Annotated in this window: 16 protein-coding genes, 1 tRNA gene, 1 rRNA gene, 1 other RNA gene and 1 other annotated feature; of the genes, 5 read left to right on the top strand and 14 right to left on the bottom strand. The window is 41.9% G+C overall.

Annotation, left to right across the window (positions count from 1 at the left end):
• Positions 1 to 279: 279 nt before the first annotated feature.
• From bofA to tadA, 7 genes are all read right to left on the bottom strand, one after another.
• Positions 280 to 543 carry a sigma-K factor-processing regulator BofA gene (gene bofA, locus CW370_RS20995; RefSeq protein ID WP_015715090.1) on the bottom strand — a complete coding sequence of 88 codons (264 nt, stop codon included), beginning with the start codon at positions 541 to 543 and terminating at the stop codon, positions 280 to 282.
• Between the two features lie 66 nt (positions 544 to 609).
• Positions 610 to 834 carry a YaaL family protein gene (locus tag CW370_RS20990; protein ID WP_003242387.1) on the bottom strand — a complete coding sequence of 75 codons (225 nt, stop codon included), beginning with the start codon at positions 832 to 834 and terminating at the stop codon, positions 610 to 612.
• Between the two features lie 17 nt (positions 835 to 851).
• A complete protein-coding gene (recR, locus tag CW370_RS20985) occupies positions 852 to 1,448 on the bottom strand; it encodes a recombination protein RecR (RefSeq protein ID WP_003225425.1) in 597 nt (198 codons plus the stop codon).
• Positions 1,449 to 1,462: 14 nt separating this feature from the next.
• Positions 1,463 to 1,786 (bottom strand): YbaB/EbfC family nucleoid-associated protein, encoded by a 324-nt coding sequence (locus CW370_RS20980; protein ID WP_003225427.1) that lies wholly within the window; start codon positions 1,784 to 1,786, stop codon positions 1,463 to 1,465.
• A 23-nt stretch (positions 1,787 to 1,809) separates the two neighbouring features.
• On the bottom strand, positions 1,810 to 3,501 hold the full coding sequence (gene dnaX, locus CW370_RS20975; RefSeq protein WP_003247135.1) for a DNA polymerase III subunit gamma/tau: 1,692 nt from the start codon (positions 3,499 to 3,501) through the stop codon (positions 1,810 to 1,812).
• A gap of 130 nt (positions 3,502 to 3,631) precedes the next feature.
• Positions 3,632 to 3,896, bottom strand: an RNA gene (gene ffs, locus CW370_RS20970) — signal recognition particle sRNA large type.
• Positions 3,897 to 3,978: 82 nt separating this feature from the next.
• Positions 3,979 to 4,464 carry a tRNA adenosine(34) deaminase TadA gene (gene tadA, locus CW370_RS20965; protein WP_003226784.1) on the bottom strand — a complete coding sequence of 162 codons (486 nt, stop codon included), beginning with the start codon at positions 4,462 to 4,464 and terminating at the stop codon, positions 3,979 to 3,981.
• Between the two features lie 85 nt (positions 4,465 to 4,549).
• On the opposite strand from tadA, the gene CW370_RS20960 reads away from it, so the two are divergent.
• The 4 genes from CW370_RS20960 to dck all read left to right on the top strand — a co-directional run bounded on the left by CW370_RS20960 (position 4,550) and on the right by dck (position 7,820).
• Positions 4,550 to 5,095 carry an isochorismatase family cysteine hydrolase gene (locus tag CW370_RS20960; RefSeq protein ID WP_003226786.1) on the top strand — a complete coding sequence of 182 codons (546 nt, stop codon included), beginning with the start codon at positions 4,550 to 4,552 and terminating at the stop codon, positions 5,093 to 5,095.
• 69 nt (positions 5,096 to 5,164) lie between these two features.
• Positions 5,165 to 6,448 (top strand): glycoside hydrolase family 18 protein, encoded by a 1,284-nt coding sequence (locus tag CW370_RS20955; protein ID WP_024572658.1) that lies wholly within the window; start codon positions 5,165 to 5,167, stop codon positions 6,446 to 6,448.
• 98 nt (positions 6,449 to 6,546) lie between these two features.
• Complete coding sequence (dgk, locus tag CW370_RS20950) at positions 6,547 to 7,170, top strand: deoxyguanosine kinase (protein WP_003226790.1); 624 nt, start codon at positions 6,547 to 6,549, stop codon at positions 7,168 to 7,170.
• Positions 7,167 to 7,820, top strand: coding sequence for a deoxyadenosine/deoxycytidine kinase (gene dck / locus CW370_RS20945; protein WP_003226792.1), 654 nt, complete (start codon positions 7,167 to 7,169; stop codon positions 7,818 to 7,820). The genes dgk and dck overlap by 4 nt, the downstream gene beginning before the upstream one ends.
• Positions 7,821 to 7,931: 111 nt before the next feature.
• Here the strand turns inward: dck and CW370_RS20940 are convergent.
• The 6 genes from CW370_RS20940 to guaB form a co-directional block, all read right to left on the bottom strand.
• Positions 7,932 to 8,024: transfer RNA gene (locus CW370_RS20940), tRNA-Ser, on the bottom strand.
• Positions 8,025 to 8,158: 134 nt separating this feature from the next.
• Complete coding sequence (serS, locus tag CW370_RS20935) at positions 8,159 to 9,436, bottom strand: serine--tRNA ligase (RefSeq protein ID WP_024571609.1); 1,278 nt, start codon at positions 9,434 to 9,436, stop codon at positions 8,159 to 8,161.
• Positions 9,437 to 9,492: 56 nt separating this feature from the next.
• Positions 9,493 to 9,705: a binding site (T-box leader), on the bottom strand.
• A 52-nt stretch (positions 9,706 to 9,757) separates the two neighbouring features.
• Entirely contained in the window at positions 9,758 to 10,348 is a 591-nt protein-coding gene (pdxT, locus tag CW370_RS20925) for a pyridoxal 5'-phosphate synthase glutaminase subunit PdxT (protein ID WP_003226797.1), read from the bottom strand.
• A gap of 21 nt (positions 10,349 to 10,369) precedes the next feature.
• The gene (pdxS, locus tag CW370_RS20920) at positions 10,370 to 11,254 is read right to left on the bottom strand and encodes a pyridoxal 5'-phosphate synthase lyase subunit PdxS (protein ID WP_003247145.1); all 885 of its coding nucleotides are present in this window, start codon (positions 11,252 to 11,254) and stop codon (positions 10,370 to 10,372) included.
• A 196-nt stretch (positions 11,255 to 11,450) separates the two neighbouring features.
• Positions 11,451 to 12,782, bottom strand: a complete 1,332-nt coding sequence (gene dacA, locus CW370_RS20915) for a D-alanyl-D-alanine carboxypeptidase (protein ID WP_024571610.1) — start codon at positions 12,780 to 12,782, stop codon at positions 11,451 to 11,453.
• 152 nt (positions 12,783 to 12,934) lie between these two features.
• Positions 12,935 to 14,401, bottom strand: coding sequence for an IMP dehydrogenase (gene guaB / locus CW370_RS20910; protein ID WP_003226803.1), 1,467 nt, complete (start codon positions 14,399 to 14,401; stop codon positions 12,935 to 12,937).
• A gap of 120 nt (positions 14,402 to 14,521) precedes the next feature.
• Between guaB and CW370_RS20905 the strand changes: the two genes are divergently transcribed.
• Positions 14,522 to 15,469, top strand: coding sequence for a YaaC family protein (locus CW370_RS20905; RefSeq protein ID WP_024571611.1), 948 nt, complete (start codon positions 14,522 to 14,524; stop codon positions 15,467 to 15,469).
• Between the two features lie 39 nt (positions 15,470 to 15,508).
• Here CW370_RS20905 and rrf read toward each other — a convergent pair.
• Positions 15,509 to 15,597 (bottom strand): 5S ribosomal RNA (rrf, locus tag CW370_RS20900); the annotation flags it as partial.

Raw genomic sequence — 15,597 nt, 5'->3', positions numbered from 1 at the left:
GTTCGTCCTGAGCCAGGATCAAACTCTCCGATAAAGTAGTTTGACTGACTACGCACATCGCTGTGCGATTTATAAAAAATGAATTAACAGGTACGTTTTGTCTTGTTTAGTTTTCAAAGAACTTTGTTTACCGCTCGTTTAAGCGACTTTATTATCATAACATTTACCGCCGCTACTGTCAACAACTTTTTAGCATTTTCTTTTCAAAAAAGCTGTTCGTCATCAGCGACGTATATTAGAATAACACCTTCAGTTGTCTAAGTCAATACATAATATCAATTAAATGATAAATTGCTTAATAACGACTAACGCAGCTATTCCGGGTATCCCTAAAATTCCGCTGATAGCTGTTGTAACCAGATTAATCGGCACATGAATGCCAAGACTGCCGCCAAACATATTTACACAAACCAGCAGCAAAGCACCTGCCACAAATTTAACAGCTGTGATGCCCATCCACTTTAAAGGCTTCGCAGCTGAACCTGATAAAAAAAGAAGAATAACCAGTCCTAAAATAATCCCAATAATAAAAATAGGCTCCATGAATCTTCTCATCTCCTTCGCTTGTTCTAGTACAAGCTTATGAGAAGATCCAGGAGTTTAGACCACTTACTTCCACCGGCTGATTTTTAAATTTCGCTGCTTCGCTTCCCTTAAGTAAAAAAAATACTTCGCTTCAGCTACTTTCAGTTCGTATAACACTTCAGCAGACGGTTCTAAGCTTTTTTCAACCAGCTTTTTTTGCCTGTTCCACTCTTCCTTTTGCTTAAAAAGCTGCTCGGTTAGTTTTTCATCAAACTCTCTTCTTAATGTTTTCTTGCGAAGAAAACCCATGGATCGCTTTTTCCTCCTTACAATTCACGTCTTCCTTCAAGTGCTTTAGAAAGAGTAACCTCGTCAGCATATTCCAAGTCACCACCGACGGGCAGTCCGTGGGCAATACGGGAGAGCTTAATACCAGACGGCTTGAGGAGCCTTGATATATACATCGCCGTTGCTTCCCCTTCTATATTAGGGTTTGTCGCGAGGATCACTTCTGTCACTTGATCATCCTGTAATCGTTTTAACAATTCTGGTATTTTAATATCCTCCGGTCCGATGCCGTCCATTGGAGAAATAGCGCCGTGAAGAACGTGATACTGTCCGTTGTATTCCTTCATTTTCTCCATAGCGATAACATCCTTAGGGTCTTGCACAACACAGATAACAGACTTATCCCTGCGCGTATCTTCACATATATAGCAAGGGTCCTGATCTGTAATATGCCCGCAAACTGAACAATATGTCAGATTGCGTTTCGCATTTACTAATGCTTTCGCAAAATCTAATACTACATCTTCTTTCATACCTAGAACAAAAAAAGCCAGACGAACCGCTGTTTTCGGTCCGATCCCTGGCAATTTCATAAAGCTGTCAATCAGCTTTGATATTGGTTCAGGATATTGCATGTTCTTTTATCCCCCTAGAATAAACCTGGCATGTTCATTCCCTTTGTAAATTGACCCATTGTTTCGTTTGTGATTTCGTCAACTTTTTTCAAAGCTTCATTCGTTGCAGCAAGCACTAAATCTTGAAGCATATCAATATCTTCTGGATCAACGACTTCTTCTTTGATGATAACATCCAGGATTTCTTTTTGGCCGTTTGCTTTTACTGTTACCATACCGCCGCCTGCAGTTCCTTCAACAACCTTTTCTGCAAGCTCTTCTTGAGCCTTCGCCATGTCCTTTTGCATTTTTTGCATTTGTTTCATCATTTTTTGCATATTACCCATTCCGCCACGCATAGCATTCACTCTCTTTCATTTTGTTAGTCTTTTATTTCAATTAAATCCGCTCCAACAAGCTTTTTCGCTTCGGCAATAAGCGGGTCTTCTTCAGCCGGTTCATTTGATCCTTCATTTTCCTGCTGATGATCTTCTAAAAATTCTTCTCTTATTTTACCCCATTGTGCTTCTGGAACGCCAATCAAATCCATTCTTTTTCCGAGCATCGATTCTAAAATCTGCTCAAGATTAGTCCGGACTCCGTTGTTATCCTCAGCGACCATTTTACAATGAATTTCATATTTGAATTTCAGAACAAATGCCGCCGATCCGGCAGCCACAGGTTCACTGTCATTCAGCAAAGCGGCATGTGATACTTTGTTTTGCTGTTTGAGATGAGCAAGAAGCTTGCCCCAACTGTTTCTGAGCAGATCAAGATCCGGTCTTGTGGCTTCCTTCAAAATCTCATGAATTCTGCCTACTGGCGCTTTGTAATTGGATTTCCCGCCCTTTGGCACACGCGGCGCTTCTTTTTTCGGGCTTTCCGCAGCTGCTTTTATGCCCGTTGTTTTGAGCCGCTCTACTTCCTGTTCGAGCTGCTGGATTTTTTTCATCAGCATATCCACTTCCGGGAGATCAGCAGCAGATTGATGTGAGGTTTGGCAAATCTTCACAACGGCCACTTCGAAAAAGATACGCGGATGATTTGTCCATTTCATTTCCTGATGGCTCTTGTTCAGAATATCAATCATTTCATATAGGGCCTGAGCCGGAATTTGTTCACTTAGTTCCCGGAACGTTTCATCGACTTTTACTTTCTCAAGCACTCCCTCTAAGCCAGGGGCTGTTTTGTACAGCAGCATGTCCCTGAAATAGAAAATCATATCTTCTATCAGCTTAGCTGGATCTTTTCCTTGCTGAAGCAATTCATTTAATGTTTCCAGTGCGTCAGAAACGTTTTTATCATGCAGGGATTTTGCAAGCTTCCCGATATATAATTGAGAAACAGCACCCGTAATTAAAAGCGCATCTTCGACTTTCAGGATATCGCCGCTGAATGATATGGCCTGATCAAGAAGGCTCAGGGCATCCCTCATCCCTCCGTCTGCAGCACTCGCGATGATTTCCAGCGATCCTTCCTCCACTTGCAGCTGTTCAGCATCAACAATTTTATTCATGCGGCCTACAATCGCTTGGGAGGTAATTCGTTTAAAGTCAAAACGCTGACATCTAGAGATAATGGTTAAAGGAATTTTGTGCGGTTCAGTTGTTGCTAATATGAAAATACAATGCTCAGGCGGCTCTTCTAATGTTTTTAGTAATGCATTAAAAGCGCCGATAGAAAGCATATGCACCTCATCTATGATATATACCTTATATGTTACGGCCGATGGGGCAAACTTCACTTTATCACGAATGTCACGAATCTCATCAACACCGTTATTAGAAGCGGCGTCAATTTCTATGACATCGGATATTGACCCGTTTGTTATCCCTTTACAGGCCGCACATTCGTTGCATGGCTCATCAACAGGAGCATGTTCACAGTTGACAGCCTTAGCAAATATTTTGGCTGCACTGGTTTTTCCGGTTCCTCTTGGCCCGGAAAACAGATAGGCGTGAGAAAACTTTTTTTGCAAAAGGGCATTTTGCAGCGTTTTTGTAATGTGTTCTTGTCCGACCACATCTTCAAAGCGCTGAGGCCTGAATACTCGATATAAAGCTTGGTAACTCACGGGTTTGCCCTCCTCCGTTATTCATCATTCCCATTATACATGAACCTTGTTTCGATTCCAAAAGCTCTTTTTACATAACAAAAAAACTCACCTAATGTTAGGTGAGTCTGAAAATTTGATGATTGATTTACCGTGCACCTTCTGTCGATTCGCTACCCTAAGCGTTACTTAAGCAGTTAGCTCGGCCCAGGCAACCCTGCGGCACATGAGAGGTTTCACTTAATGCTGCTTCCTTCCGGACCTGACATGGTTCATGAATTCCCATTGCGCAGGACCCAAACGTCAACACCACTTACTTAAGGCAGGCCTTAAAGTAAACGAACCTCGAGAAGGGATTCGGCCCTGCTAGAGCGGATTGCAGGTACAGGGCACCGCTACCTCCCCGCTTAGCACGGCAAAATAAATATCAAATTTTATGTTGCATCTATTACGATGCACACTTAAGTATATCTGTTTCCCCTAAAAATTGCAACCGTACTATTCAGACAAGTTTTTCCTGGCGGCTTTCTTCTTTTTTCTTAGTTCTCTGAAAAACGCACTGAGCATTCCGCCGCATTCTTCCTCAAGTACACCGCTCACCACTTCAGCCTGATGATTAAAGCGTTCCTCCTGAAGAAGGTTCATTAGCGTGCCTGAACAGCCGCCTTTCGGATCAAATGCGCCAAAAACCACTTTTTCCACTCGAGAAAGTACGACTGCACCAGCACACATTGGACAAGGCTCAAGCGTCACATAAAGAGTCGCACCTTCCAGCCGCCATGTTCCCAGTGCCTTACACGCTTCATCAATCACAAGCATTTCTGCATGGGCAATAGATCGTTGCTCAGTCTCTCTTAAATTATGTGCACGCGCTATAATTTCATCATTAACGACAAGCACCGCACCTATTGGCACTTCACCTTTCTCTTCAGCCTTTTTCGCTTCTTTAATTGCTTCTTTCATATAAAGTTCATCTTGTGTCATAAGGATAAGCTCTCTTTTCAAAGTTTTTTCATTGCCTAAAAAGGCTACATATTAACTATAACTGAAACGGAAAGGAGACTGTCGATTGTCCAAAGCAGATACAGCTCTTCTCATTGTAGACATGATCAATAATTTTGAATTCGATATGGGAGAAACCCTCGCTAAAAAAACAGAAAAAATCGTTCCTCATATTTTATCATTAAAAGAGCACGCGAGACAAAATGAATGGCCGATTATTTACATCAATGATCATTATGGACTTTGGCAAGCTGACATTAAAAACATTCAGCAAGAATGCACAAATGAAAGAAGCAAGGATATCATCACAAAGATAGCCCCGGAAGATGCTGATTATTTTTTAATCAAACCAAAACATTCCGCTTTCTACGAAACTGCACTTCACACCCTTCTTACTGAGTTGCAGGTGAGACATATTATCTTAACAGGTATAGCCGGCAATATATGTGTGCTGTTTACCGCTAATGACGCTTATATGAGGGAATACAGCATCACGATTCCTAAGGACTGTATCGCGTCAAACAGTGACGAAGATAACGAATTCGCCTTAACTATGATGGAGAATGTTCTTTTCGCAGAAATTACGACGGAAGAACAAATTACAGAAAAATAAACATGATCAGCGCTTTTCTTTCATACATTGATAGCGATATGAAAGGAGGCGTTTTTCATTCAAATTTATGTGGTAAAACAAGGCGACACTCTTTCTGCTATCGCTTCACAATACAGAACAACCGTAAGTGAGATCACTGAAACGAATGAAATACCGAATCCCGACAGCCTTGTTGTCGGACAAACCATTGTCATTCCAATAGCTGGCCAGTTCTATGATGTGAAGCGAGGTGATACCCTGACATCCATCGCCCGGCAGTTCAATACAACGGCAGCCGAGCTCGCAAGGGTTAACCGCATCCAGTTAAATACCGTGCTTCAGATTGGTTTCCGTTTATACATCCCACCAGCCCCTAAACGAGACATCGAATCAAATGCTTATTTGGAGCCCCGAGGAAATCAAGTCAGCGAAAATCTCCAGCAGGCGGCCAGAGAAGCGTCACCCTACTTAACGTACCTTGGCGCATTCAGCTTCCAGGCACAGCGCAATGGAACCTTAGTCGCACCGCCTTTAACGAATTTAAGGAGCATTACAGAAAGTCAAAATACAACATTGATGATGATTATAACGAACCTAGAAAACCAGGCATTTAGCGATGAACTTGGCCGGATCCTTTTGAACGACGAAACTGTAAAAAGAAGGCTTCTAAATGAAATAGTGGAGAATGCCAAGAGATATGGCTTCCGTGACATTCATTTCGACTTTGAATATTTGCGGCCCCAGGATAGAGAGGCCTATAATCAATTCCTCCGCGAAGCAAGGGATCTTTTTCATCGAGAGGGCTTAGAAATTTCTACGGCTCTTGCTCCTAAAACAAGTGCAACACAGCAGGGCAGATGGTATGAAGCTCATGATTACAGGGCACATGGCCAAATTGTCGACTTTGTTGTTCTCATGACATATGAATGGGGCTATAGCGGCGGGCCGCCTCAAGCGGTTTCTCCAATTGGACCTGTCCGTGATGTCATAGAATATGCTTTGACTGAAATGCCTGCGAACAAAATTGTCATGGGCCAGAATTTATATGGATATGACTGGACGCTGCCATATACAGCAGGGGGAACTCCAGCAAGAGCAGTAAGCCCTCAGCAAGCCATTGTCATAGCTGATCAGAACAATGCTTCCATTCAGTATGACCAAACCGCTCAAGCTCCTTTCTTCCGCTATACTGATGCAGAAAACAGAAGGCACGAGGTATGGTTCGAGGATGCCCGCTCGATTCAAGCAAAATTCAATTTGATTAAAGAGCTGAATTTAAGAGGCATCAGCTATTGGAAGTTGGGTCTTTCCTTTCCACAAAACTGGCTGCTGCTGTCTGATCAATTTAATGTTGTCAAAAAGACGTTTCGATAATTTGGAAACGTCTTTTTTTCATGGGGGCACCCAAGGGTTGTGATACAATATGAAGGTCGGTAACTGACGCACGTTTTTCAGATATAAGGAGGATTCCGATGAATACAGCCCCTTTTATTGCAATAGAAGGTCCTATCGGGGCAGGAAAAACAACTCTCGCAACGATGCTCTCACAAGAGTTCGGATTCCCTATGATCAATGAGATTGTAGAGGATAACCCGTACCTTGATAAGTTTTATGACAATATAGAGGAATGGAGCTTCCAGCTCGAGATGTTTTTTCTTTGTCACAGATACAAACAGCTTGAAGACACCAGTGATCATTTTTTAAAAAAGGGACAGCCTGTAATAGCTGATTATCATATTTATAAAAATGTGATTTTTGCGGAACGCACCTTGTCTCCACATCAGCTGGAAAAATACAAAAAGATATATCACCTGCTAACGGATGATCTGCCAAAGCCGAATTTCATCATTTACATAAAGGCTAGTCTGCCTACATTGCTACACCGCATTGAAAAACGCGGGCGCCCCTTTGAGAAAAAAATTGAAACTAGCTATTTGGAGCAGCTGATTTCAGATTATGAAGTCGCCATCAAGCAGCTGCAGGAAGCAGACCCTGAACTTACAGTGTTAACCGTAGATGGTGATTCAAAGGATTTCGTTTTGAATAAGAGCGACTTTGAACGCATTGCCGCCCATGTAAAGGAGCTTATCGTATGAAGGAACATCATATCCCTAAGAATTCAATTATTACAGTAGCAGGAACAGTAGGTGTCGGAAAATCGACTTTAACAAAAACTTTAGCTAAACGGCTTGGATTTAAAACATCTTTGGAGGAAGTCGATCATAATCCATACTTGGAAAAGTTCTATCATGATTTTGAACGTTGGAGCTTTCACCTTCAAATTTATTTCTTAGCTGAACGCTTCAAAGAACAGAAAACAATTTTTGAAGCCGGCGGAGGTTTTGTACAGGATCGTTCGATTTATGAAGATACAGGGATTTTCGCAAAAATGCATGCTGATAAAGGGACAATGTCAAAGGTTGATTATAAGACTTACACAAGCCTTTTCGAAGCAATGGTAATGACACCGTATTTCCCACACCCAGATGTGTTGATCTATTTAGAAGGAGATCTGGAGAACATTTTAAACCGGATTGAACAACGCGGCCGCGAGATGGAGCTTCAGACAAGCAGGTCTTATTGGGAAGAAATGCATACACGCTACGAGAACTGGATAAGCGGTTTTAATGCTTGCCCTGTTTTAAAACTTCGCATTGAAGATTATGATCTTCTGAACGACGAAAACTCGATTGAAAATATTGTAGATCAAATTGCTTCAGTTATTCATGATAATCAAAAAAAGTGAATCTCAGTCGAGATTCACTTTTTCTTTAAAATAAAAAATCCGCCGCACCGAATGCAACGGACAAAACAATCTCCAATATATGCTTGTGTTTCATTAGAATTAAAATCAATATGGCGGAGGAAGAGGGATTCGAACCCCCGCGGGCTTTGACACCCCTGTCGGTTTTCAAGACCGATCCCTTCAGCCGGACTTGGGTATTCCTCCGTATCGACAAGACTTACTATATCACGTATGTTCTCGTGTGGTCAAGCATTTTTAAAAACTTTTTTTGTTTTTATGAAAATGCCATGTTTACATAAGCAAAAAGGCGCACCTTGTCAGGCACGCCTTTCCATAATTTACGGTTTTATTACTTCTCTATTCCCCATATAAGGACGAAGCACTTTCGGAATCACAACGCTTCCGTCTTCCTGCTGATAATTTTCTAAGATTGCGGCAACTGTTCTTCCAACCGCCAGTCCTGAACCGTTCAGTGTGTGTACATGCTCAGGCTTGCCTTTCGCTTCACGTCTGAAACGAATATTCGCACGTCTCGCCTGAAACGCTTCGAAGTTGCTGCAAGAAGAGATTTCTCGATATGTGTCTTGGCTCGGAATCCAAACTTCGATATCGTATTTTTTCGCAGCCGTAAAGCCTAAGTCACTCGTACACATGCTCATGACACGGTATGGAAGCTCAAGCAGCTGAAGAACCCGTTCTGCTTGGTTTGTAAGCTTCTCTAATTCTTCATAAGAATCTTCAGGCTTCACAAACTTTACAAGCTCAACTTTATTAAATTGGTGCTGACGAATTAATCCGCGTGTGTCACGTCCTGCTGAACCAGCTTCAGAACGGAAGCAAGCACTGAATGCCGCATAGTTGATCGGCAGGCTGTCACCTGAAAGGATTTCATCGCGATGCATGTTTGTAATCGGCACTTCCGCCGTTGGAATTAAGAAATAATCTTCTTCTCTGATTTTAAATGCATCCTCTTCAAATTTAGGAAGCTGTCCTGTTCCCGTCATGCTTGCGCGGTTTACCATATATGGCGGGATCACTTCAGTGTAGTTATACTCATCCACATGCAGATCAAGCATAAAGTTATAAAGTGCACGCTCCAGACGAGCACCTAAGCCTTTATAGAACACGAAACGGCTTCCTGTTACTTTGGCAGCACGTTCAAAATCCAGAATGCCCAGCTCATCCGCAATATCCCAGTGCGGCTTCGGCTCGTAAGAAAATGAAGGCTTTTCACCCCATTTACGCACTTCTACGTTGTCGTCTTCTGTTTCACCGACAGGTACAGACTCATGCGGAATATTTGGGATTGAGAGCAGGATTGTATCAAGCTCAGCTTCCACTGTCCGTAATTCTTCATCAAGCTTTTTAATTTCCTCGCCGACTTCACGCATTTCTTTAATAATGTGATCCGCGTCTTTTTTCTCACGCTTCAGCACAGCGACCTGCTGAGAAACTTCATTTCGTTTTCCTTTTAACTCTTCAACCTTGCCGATGAGCTCTCTTCGTCTATCATCCAGCGCCTCAAACTTATCAAAATCAGTTAAGTCTTCGCCTTTGTGTACAAGCTTTGCTTTAATTTCTTGAAAATTTGCTCTCAGCATTTTCGTATCAAGCATGCGAAACACTCCTTTTTTTATTGATTTGTCGAAAATAAAAAGAGCCCTCATCCCCATAAAGGGACGAGAGCTCTCGCGTTGCCACCCTGATTGAAAACAAATCAAAGACTCGTTTTCCACTTTCAAACATAACGGTTATCCCGTAAATGCCTACTTGTTTCAGCATTTCGCTCAAGGATGGATTCAGACAGCATCTTTCACCGATTCGCACCAACCATCGGCTCTCTTAGAAAGAGAGGCTCCCTACTAGTTCCTATCAACGCTTTTCGATCTTTATTTGTGCTTATAATGTACTATAAGTTTCCACAGCTTTCAACTGTTTTATACAAGTGCCTTCTGCTTATATTCCTCAACCATTTCAACAAACAGCTGTGTCACTCGGTGATCTTCTGTCAGCTCCGGATGGAATGAGCAGCCAAGGAATTGCCCCTGTTTCGCGGCTACAATACGACCATTATGCTCCGATAGAACTTCAACATTTTCACCAGCTTCTAAAATATGCGGAGCACGGATGAATACCCCTGTAAAAGGCTCGTCCAAGCCTTTAATTGTTAAATCAGCTTCAAAGCTGTCAACCTGCCGGCCAAATGAATTACGTTCTACAACCACATTCAGAAGACCTAAATGAGGATTATCTGAACCGGCAATTTCTTTTGCTAATATAATTAATCCGGCACATGTTCCAAACATCGGTTTGCCCTGAGCAGCGAATTCACGAAGCGGCTCCATGAATTGATACGTATCGATCAAACGGCGCATCGTCGTGCTCTCACCGCCCGGCAAAATCAACCCGTCAACTTCGTTCAGCTGCTCCGGACGTTTTACGACAAGACCAGCCGCGCCGCATGCTTCAATCGCATGGATGTGCTCTCTAACTGCTCCTTGAAGTCCTAGTACACCTATTGTTAACATGTCAGCAGCGCTCCTATGTTCTTACCAGCCGCGTTCTTGCATACGCTGTTCTGGAAGTAAGTTTGAGATTTCAATCCCTTTCATTGCAGTACCAAGCTCTTTTGATAGCTCAGCGATCAATTTGTAATCAGTAAAGTGAGTTGTTGCTTCCACAATTGCTTTCGCAAATTTAGCAGGGTTGTCTGATTTGAAAATACCAGAACCAACAAATACTCCGTCAGCACCGAGCTGCATCATGAGAGCAGCATCAGCTGGAGTTGCTACGCCGCCAGCGGCAAAGTTAACGACAGGAAGCTTGCCGTCTTTTTTAATTTGAAGAAGAAGCTCGTAAGGAGCACCTAGATTTTTCGCTTCTGTCATTAGCTCATCCTCACTCATCGCAACTACTTTGCGCACTTGAGCGTTAACTTTGCGCATATGGCGAACAGCCTCAACAATATTACCTGTTCCAGGCTCACCTTTTGTGCGAAGCATAGAAGCACCTTCCGCAATACGGCGTGTTGCTTCACCAAGATCACGGCAGCCACAGACAAAAGGAACTGTGTATTCATTTTTATTTAAATGAAATTCTTCGTCAGCCGGCGTCAGAACTTCACTTTCATCAATATAGTCAACACCCATAGCTTCAAGCACACGCGCTTCAACAATATGTCCGATACGCGCTTTTGCCATTACCGGGATAGATACTGCATTCATTACTTCTTCCACGATTGTAGGGTCAGCCATACGGGCAACTCCTCCAGCCGCACGAATATCTGCTGGCACACGTTCTAGCGCCATTACAGCGACAGCTCCAGCTTCTTCAGCGATTTTCGCTTGTTCCGCATTGATGACGTCCATGATGACGCCGCCTTTTTGCATTTCTGCCATTCCGCGTTTTACACGTTCAGTACCTGTTTGAGCCATTTCTTGGTCCCCCTAATCAAGGTATAGTTATATGATTTCTAATCCTTATTGTATCCTAGAAATCCAATAATTCATATGGATATATACTATTTTATTCGGTTTTTAGCGCTTTGAAAATCATTTTTTATTAAAAATTGGGTTTTTTCAGTATATTACGCGAAAGAGCCCTAACTTCCATCAGAGCTCTTTCAATTGATTAAAACCAGCCGGTTACCGTATCAACAATACTTCCCCAAATTCCGGCAAAAAATCCGCCGATACTGCGCATTGTCAAAACAAACCAGTTTGCTTTTTCTACATTTTCTTTTGTAACAAGGTCTACGCCAGCCAGGTCGCTGTTAATGAATCCGTAATCCTTTTCATCACCTGTGTATTCCGCAGTCAGCTTCCCAACCTTGGTTCCCTTTTTCACAGGAGCAGTTAAGTTGTCTTTATTCAGTGTGACCTTCGCTTTGTAATTCTTTTCTTCACCATTTTTGACAGGAAGAGAGAACGCCTTGTTTGTCACAATGCCTACTTCTTTCTCTTTACCCTTATCAACTGAAATTGTTTTATGGCCTTTTACTTGATCGCCTTCAGCATAAATTTCTTTCATGGAGAAATTGTCGAAAGCATAATCAAACATTTTTTTCGTTTCATCGAAACGGCCTGTATGAAGATTGCCCTTTGCGTTTAAAACAACAGTGATGACACGCATACCGTTGCGTTCAGCTGTTCCTGTAAAGCATGAACCCGCAGAGTCAGTAGAACCTGTTTTCAGTCCGTCTACAGTCGCTTTTTTATACTCGCTGACAAGTCCCTTCAGCATAAAGTTCCAGTTCGGCATGTCCATTTCATCATCGGTGCCTTCTCTGAATTTCGTTTTGGCGATACTGGAAGTCTCCAGTATCTCAGGGTAGTCAGTAATCAAGTGATCCGCAAGAACCGCCATATCCTTTGCAGAAACTTCACTTTCTTCATTTACGCTTGTCCCCTCAGGCTGATGCCCGTGAAGATCTTTGTTTTCAAGACCTGTTGCGTTAACAAATTTGTAATCTGTTAAGCCTAGTTCTTTTGCTTTTGCATTCATTTTTTCAACAAACTTAGTTTCAGAACCGGCAACGATTTCTGCAATCGCAATAGCAGCAGCATTTGCAGAATAAATTGCTGTAGCTTGATATAATTCTTTTACTGTGTATTTCCCGTCTTTCCGAAGAGGAACGTTTGATAAGCTGTTATCTTGGGAAATTTCATACACATAGTCATCAGGCGTATAGGTTTGGTCCCATTTCACTTTACCTTGATCAATTGCTTCCAATAACAGATACTCTGTCATCATTTTTGTCATACTCGCAATTGGCAGTCTCTTATCTGCATTTTTACTGTAAAGAATTTTACCTGAAGAAGCTTCGATCATAATAGCAGCAGATGCATTGATATCAATTGGATCGCTGGCTGCTTTTGCTTTTGACATTGGAGCCAGACACGTGACAGCTAGAGTTAACACAACCAATGACATCAGTAGCTGTTTACATTTCTTGATGTTCAATCGTACGACCTCCGTATTTCATTTTCTTCATCTATAATTAAGCCGTTAAGGACATTTTCAATGCACAACAGTATAAATTTTATCATAATCAGTATAAAAAAAATAGACAGAGTCAGAGACCCTGTCAAATGTTTTTAATTTGTAACAATTTATTATGAAATTGTATAGTTAGGTGATTCTTTTGTAATCTGTACGTCATGCGGATGGCTTTCGCGAAGTCCTGCGCCAGTCATGCGAATGAACTGAGCTTCTTCTCTTAGCGCACGCAGATCTTTGGACCCGCAATACCCCATACCAGAACGAAGGCCTCCGACTAGCTGATAAACGGTTTCTTCAACTGGTCCTTTGTAAGGTGTGCGTCCTTCAATTCCTTCAGGAACAAATTTTTTGTTTTCTTCTTGGAAGTAACGGTCTTTACTTCCTTTTTCCATTGCAGCAACTGATCCCATGCCACGGTATACCTTAAATCTTCTGCCTTGGTAGATTTCAGTTTCACCAGGGCTTTCTGATGTGCCTGCAAGCAAGCTTCCGAGCATAACAGCATGTCCGCCGGCTGCCAATGCTTTAGTGATATCGCCAGAGAATTTAATCCCACCGTCGGCGATGATTGTTTTGCCGTGTTTTCTTGCTTCAGTCGCACAATCATAAATTGCTGTAATTTGCGGAACACCGACGCCGGCTACAACACGTGTAGTACAAATTGAACCAGGTCCTATTCCAACTTTGACAACGTCTGCTCCAGCTTCGATAAGCGCTCTTGTCGCTTCAGCTGTTGCCACGTTTCCAGCAATAATGTTTAATTCGGGATACGTTTCACGGATTTTTGTGACTGTGTTTAAAACGCCTTGAGAGTGTCCGTGAGCTGTATCGATAACAATCACATCAACATTGGCTTCAACAAGCTTTTTGACGCGAGTCATTGTATCGCCAGTTACACCAACTGCCGCGCCAACGATCAGGCGGCCGTGAATGTCTTTAGATGAGTTCGGGAACTCAATGACTTTTTCAATGTCTTTAATTGTGATAAGACCTTTTAATTTATTCTGGTCGTCTACGAGAGGAAGCTTTTCAATTTTATGTTTCTGCAAAATCTTTTCAGCTTCATCCAGAGTAGTTCCTACAGATGCAGTAACTAGCTCTTCTTTCGTCATGACATCGCTGATTTTCATTGAGTAGTCAGAAATAAAACGAAGGTCACGGTTTGTAATAATTCCAACAAGCTTCTGGTCTTCTTCGTTATTTACAATCGGAACACCGGAAATTCTGTATTTCCCCATCAAATGCTCCGCATCAAATACTTGGTGATCAGGAGTTAAAAAGAAGGGATTTGTGATAACGCCGCGCTCAGAACGCTTTACTTTATCAACTTGTTCAGCCTGCTGTTCAATGGACATATTTTTGTGAATGATGCCCAAGCCGCCCTGTCTTGCCATTGCAATTGCCATTGCTGATTCTGTTACAGTGTCCATACCTGCGCTGATGACAGGAATATTTAGCTTTAACGTTTTTGTAAGTTCTACAGATAAATCCACATCACGCGGAAGTACCTCAGACTTTGCTGGCACAAGCAGCACATCGTCGAACGTTAAGCCTTCTTTTGAAAATTTACTTTCCCACATTAGTAAATCCCCCTCTTTTCGGCAAAATATTATATGTAGATTATCAACTAGCCAAGAGCATGTCAAGGAAGCGGGAAAGAGTTGAAATATTTAGATAACGGAAAGGATTAAGAAATATACATGACATATCATGAGTGGAAAGACTTAGCGCTATTTTACTCCGTTGAATCAACCCAGAAATTTCTAGAAAAGGTTTATACCTTAAACGGTATTGACGATGCGAAAAAAAACTCTTTTAAAAACAGTGAACGGTTTATTTATTTCTTAAAGCATGCCGAATCGTTTTATAAACAAGCCGCATATTCTCCCTTAGAAATCAAACCGATTCTTTTATTTTATGGAATGGCACAGCTTATCAAAGCATGCTTAATTACACGTGATCCTCATTATCCAAGCCATACATCAGTACTGGCACATGGCGTAACAACAAGAAAACGAAAGAAACAAAATTATTGTTTTAGCGATGATGAAGTGAAAATACAACGGAATGGCCTATGCGTACATTTTATGAAACATTTATTCGGACAATCGGATATAGTAGATGAACGGTATACCATGAAAAAATTATTAATGGCCATTCCAGAACTGAGCGATATTTTCTACTTTCAGCAGAAAGAACGATTTATGACAAAAGTTGAGAAGGATAGGAACGAAATTTTTGTACCGGAGGAAGTAGTAATCAATTACAAAATGTCTGATTCAAGGTTTGCCGAATACATGTCCCATCATTTTCAATGGTCTTTTACAAAAAAAAATGAACACGGGCTGCTGTTCGAAGTTTCGCCACAAGACAAGGAGCCATGGACATCGACCAGCTTATTGTTTGACATGGAAAAGAACCAATATTATATCCCTTCTCAAAGGGAGCAATTTCTGAGGCTTCCCGAAATGACAATTCATTATTTGATTTTGTATAACGTTGGGATGATTGCAAGGTATGAAACAGAATGGTGGTATGAGTTATTAACACAGCATATAAGTAATGACTACGTGTTAATTCAGCAGTTTTTATTAGTATCAGAAAAGAAATTCCCTAAATACGCTTCACAGTTTCTTCTTCATTTTTGACAAACAAAAAACCCAGCTCAATGAGCTGGGTTTAAGCTTGCTTGGCGGCGTCCTACTCTCACAGGGGGAAACCCCCGACTACCATCGGCGCTGAAGAGCTTAACTTCCGTGTTCGGTATGGGAACGGG

It is taken from the genome of Bacillus sp. SN32 (genome assembly GCF_002837495.1).
GTDB lineage: Bacteria > Bacillota > Bacilli > Bacillales > Bacillaceae > Bacillus > Bacillus subtilis.
The sequence above is the reverse complement of the archived record's forward strand: the minus strand, read 5'-3'. Positions and strand labels throughout refer to the sequence as shown.

What these genes read in the sequence shown, in the direction of transcription:
- bofA (WP_015715090.1), bottom strand. Translation starts at nt 543, where the DNA reads ATGGAGCCTATTTTTATTATTGGGATTATTTTAGGACTGGTTATTCTT.
- CW370_RS20990 (WP_003242387.1), bottom strand. Translation starts at nt 834, where the DNA reads ATGGGTTTTCTTCGCAAGAAAACATTAAGAAGAGAGTTTGATGAAAAA.
- recR (WP_003225425.1), bottom strand. Translation starts at nt 1,448, where the DNA reads ATGCAATATCCTGAACCAATATCAAAGCTGATTGACAGCTTTATGAAA.
- CW370_RS20980 (WP_003225427.1), bottom strand. Translation starts at nt 1,786, where the DNA reads ATGCGTGGCGGAATGGGTAATATGCAAAAAATGATGAAACAAATGCAA.
- tadA (WP_003226784.1), bottom strand. Translation starts at nt 4,464, where the DNA reads ATGACACAAGATGAACTTTATATGAAAGAAGCAATTAAAGAAGCGAAA.
- dgk (WP_003226790.1), top strand. Translation starts at nt 6,547, where the DNA reads ATGAATACAGCCCCTTTTATTGCAATAGAAGGTCCTATCGGGGCAGGA.
- dck (WP_003226792.1), top strand. Translation starts at nt 7,167, where the DNA reads ATGAAGGAACATCATATCCCTAAGAATTCAATTATTACAGTAGCAGGA.
- serS (WP_024571609.1), bottom strand. Translation starts at nt 9,436, where the DNA reads ATGCTTGATACGAAAATGCTGAGAGCAAATTTTCAAGAAATTAAAGCA.
- pdxT (WP_003226797.1), bottom strand. Translation starts at nt 10,348, where the DNA reads ATGTTAACAATAGGTGTACTAGGACTTCAAGGAGCAGTTAGAGAGCAC.
- pdxS (WP_003247145.1), bottom strand. Translation starts at nt 11,254, where the DNA reads ATGGCTCAAACAGGTACTGAACGTGTAAAACGCGGAATGGCAGAAATG.
- guaB (WP_003226803.1), bottom strand. Translation starts at nt 14,401, where the DNA reads ATGTGGGAAAGTAAATTTTCAAAAGAAGGCTTAACGTTCGACGATGTG.
- CW370_RS20905 (WP_024571611.1), top strand. Translation starts at nt 14,522, where the DNA reads ATGACATATCATGAGTGGAAAGACTTAGCGCTATTTTACTCCGTTGAA.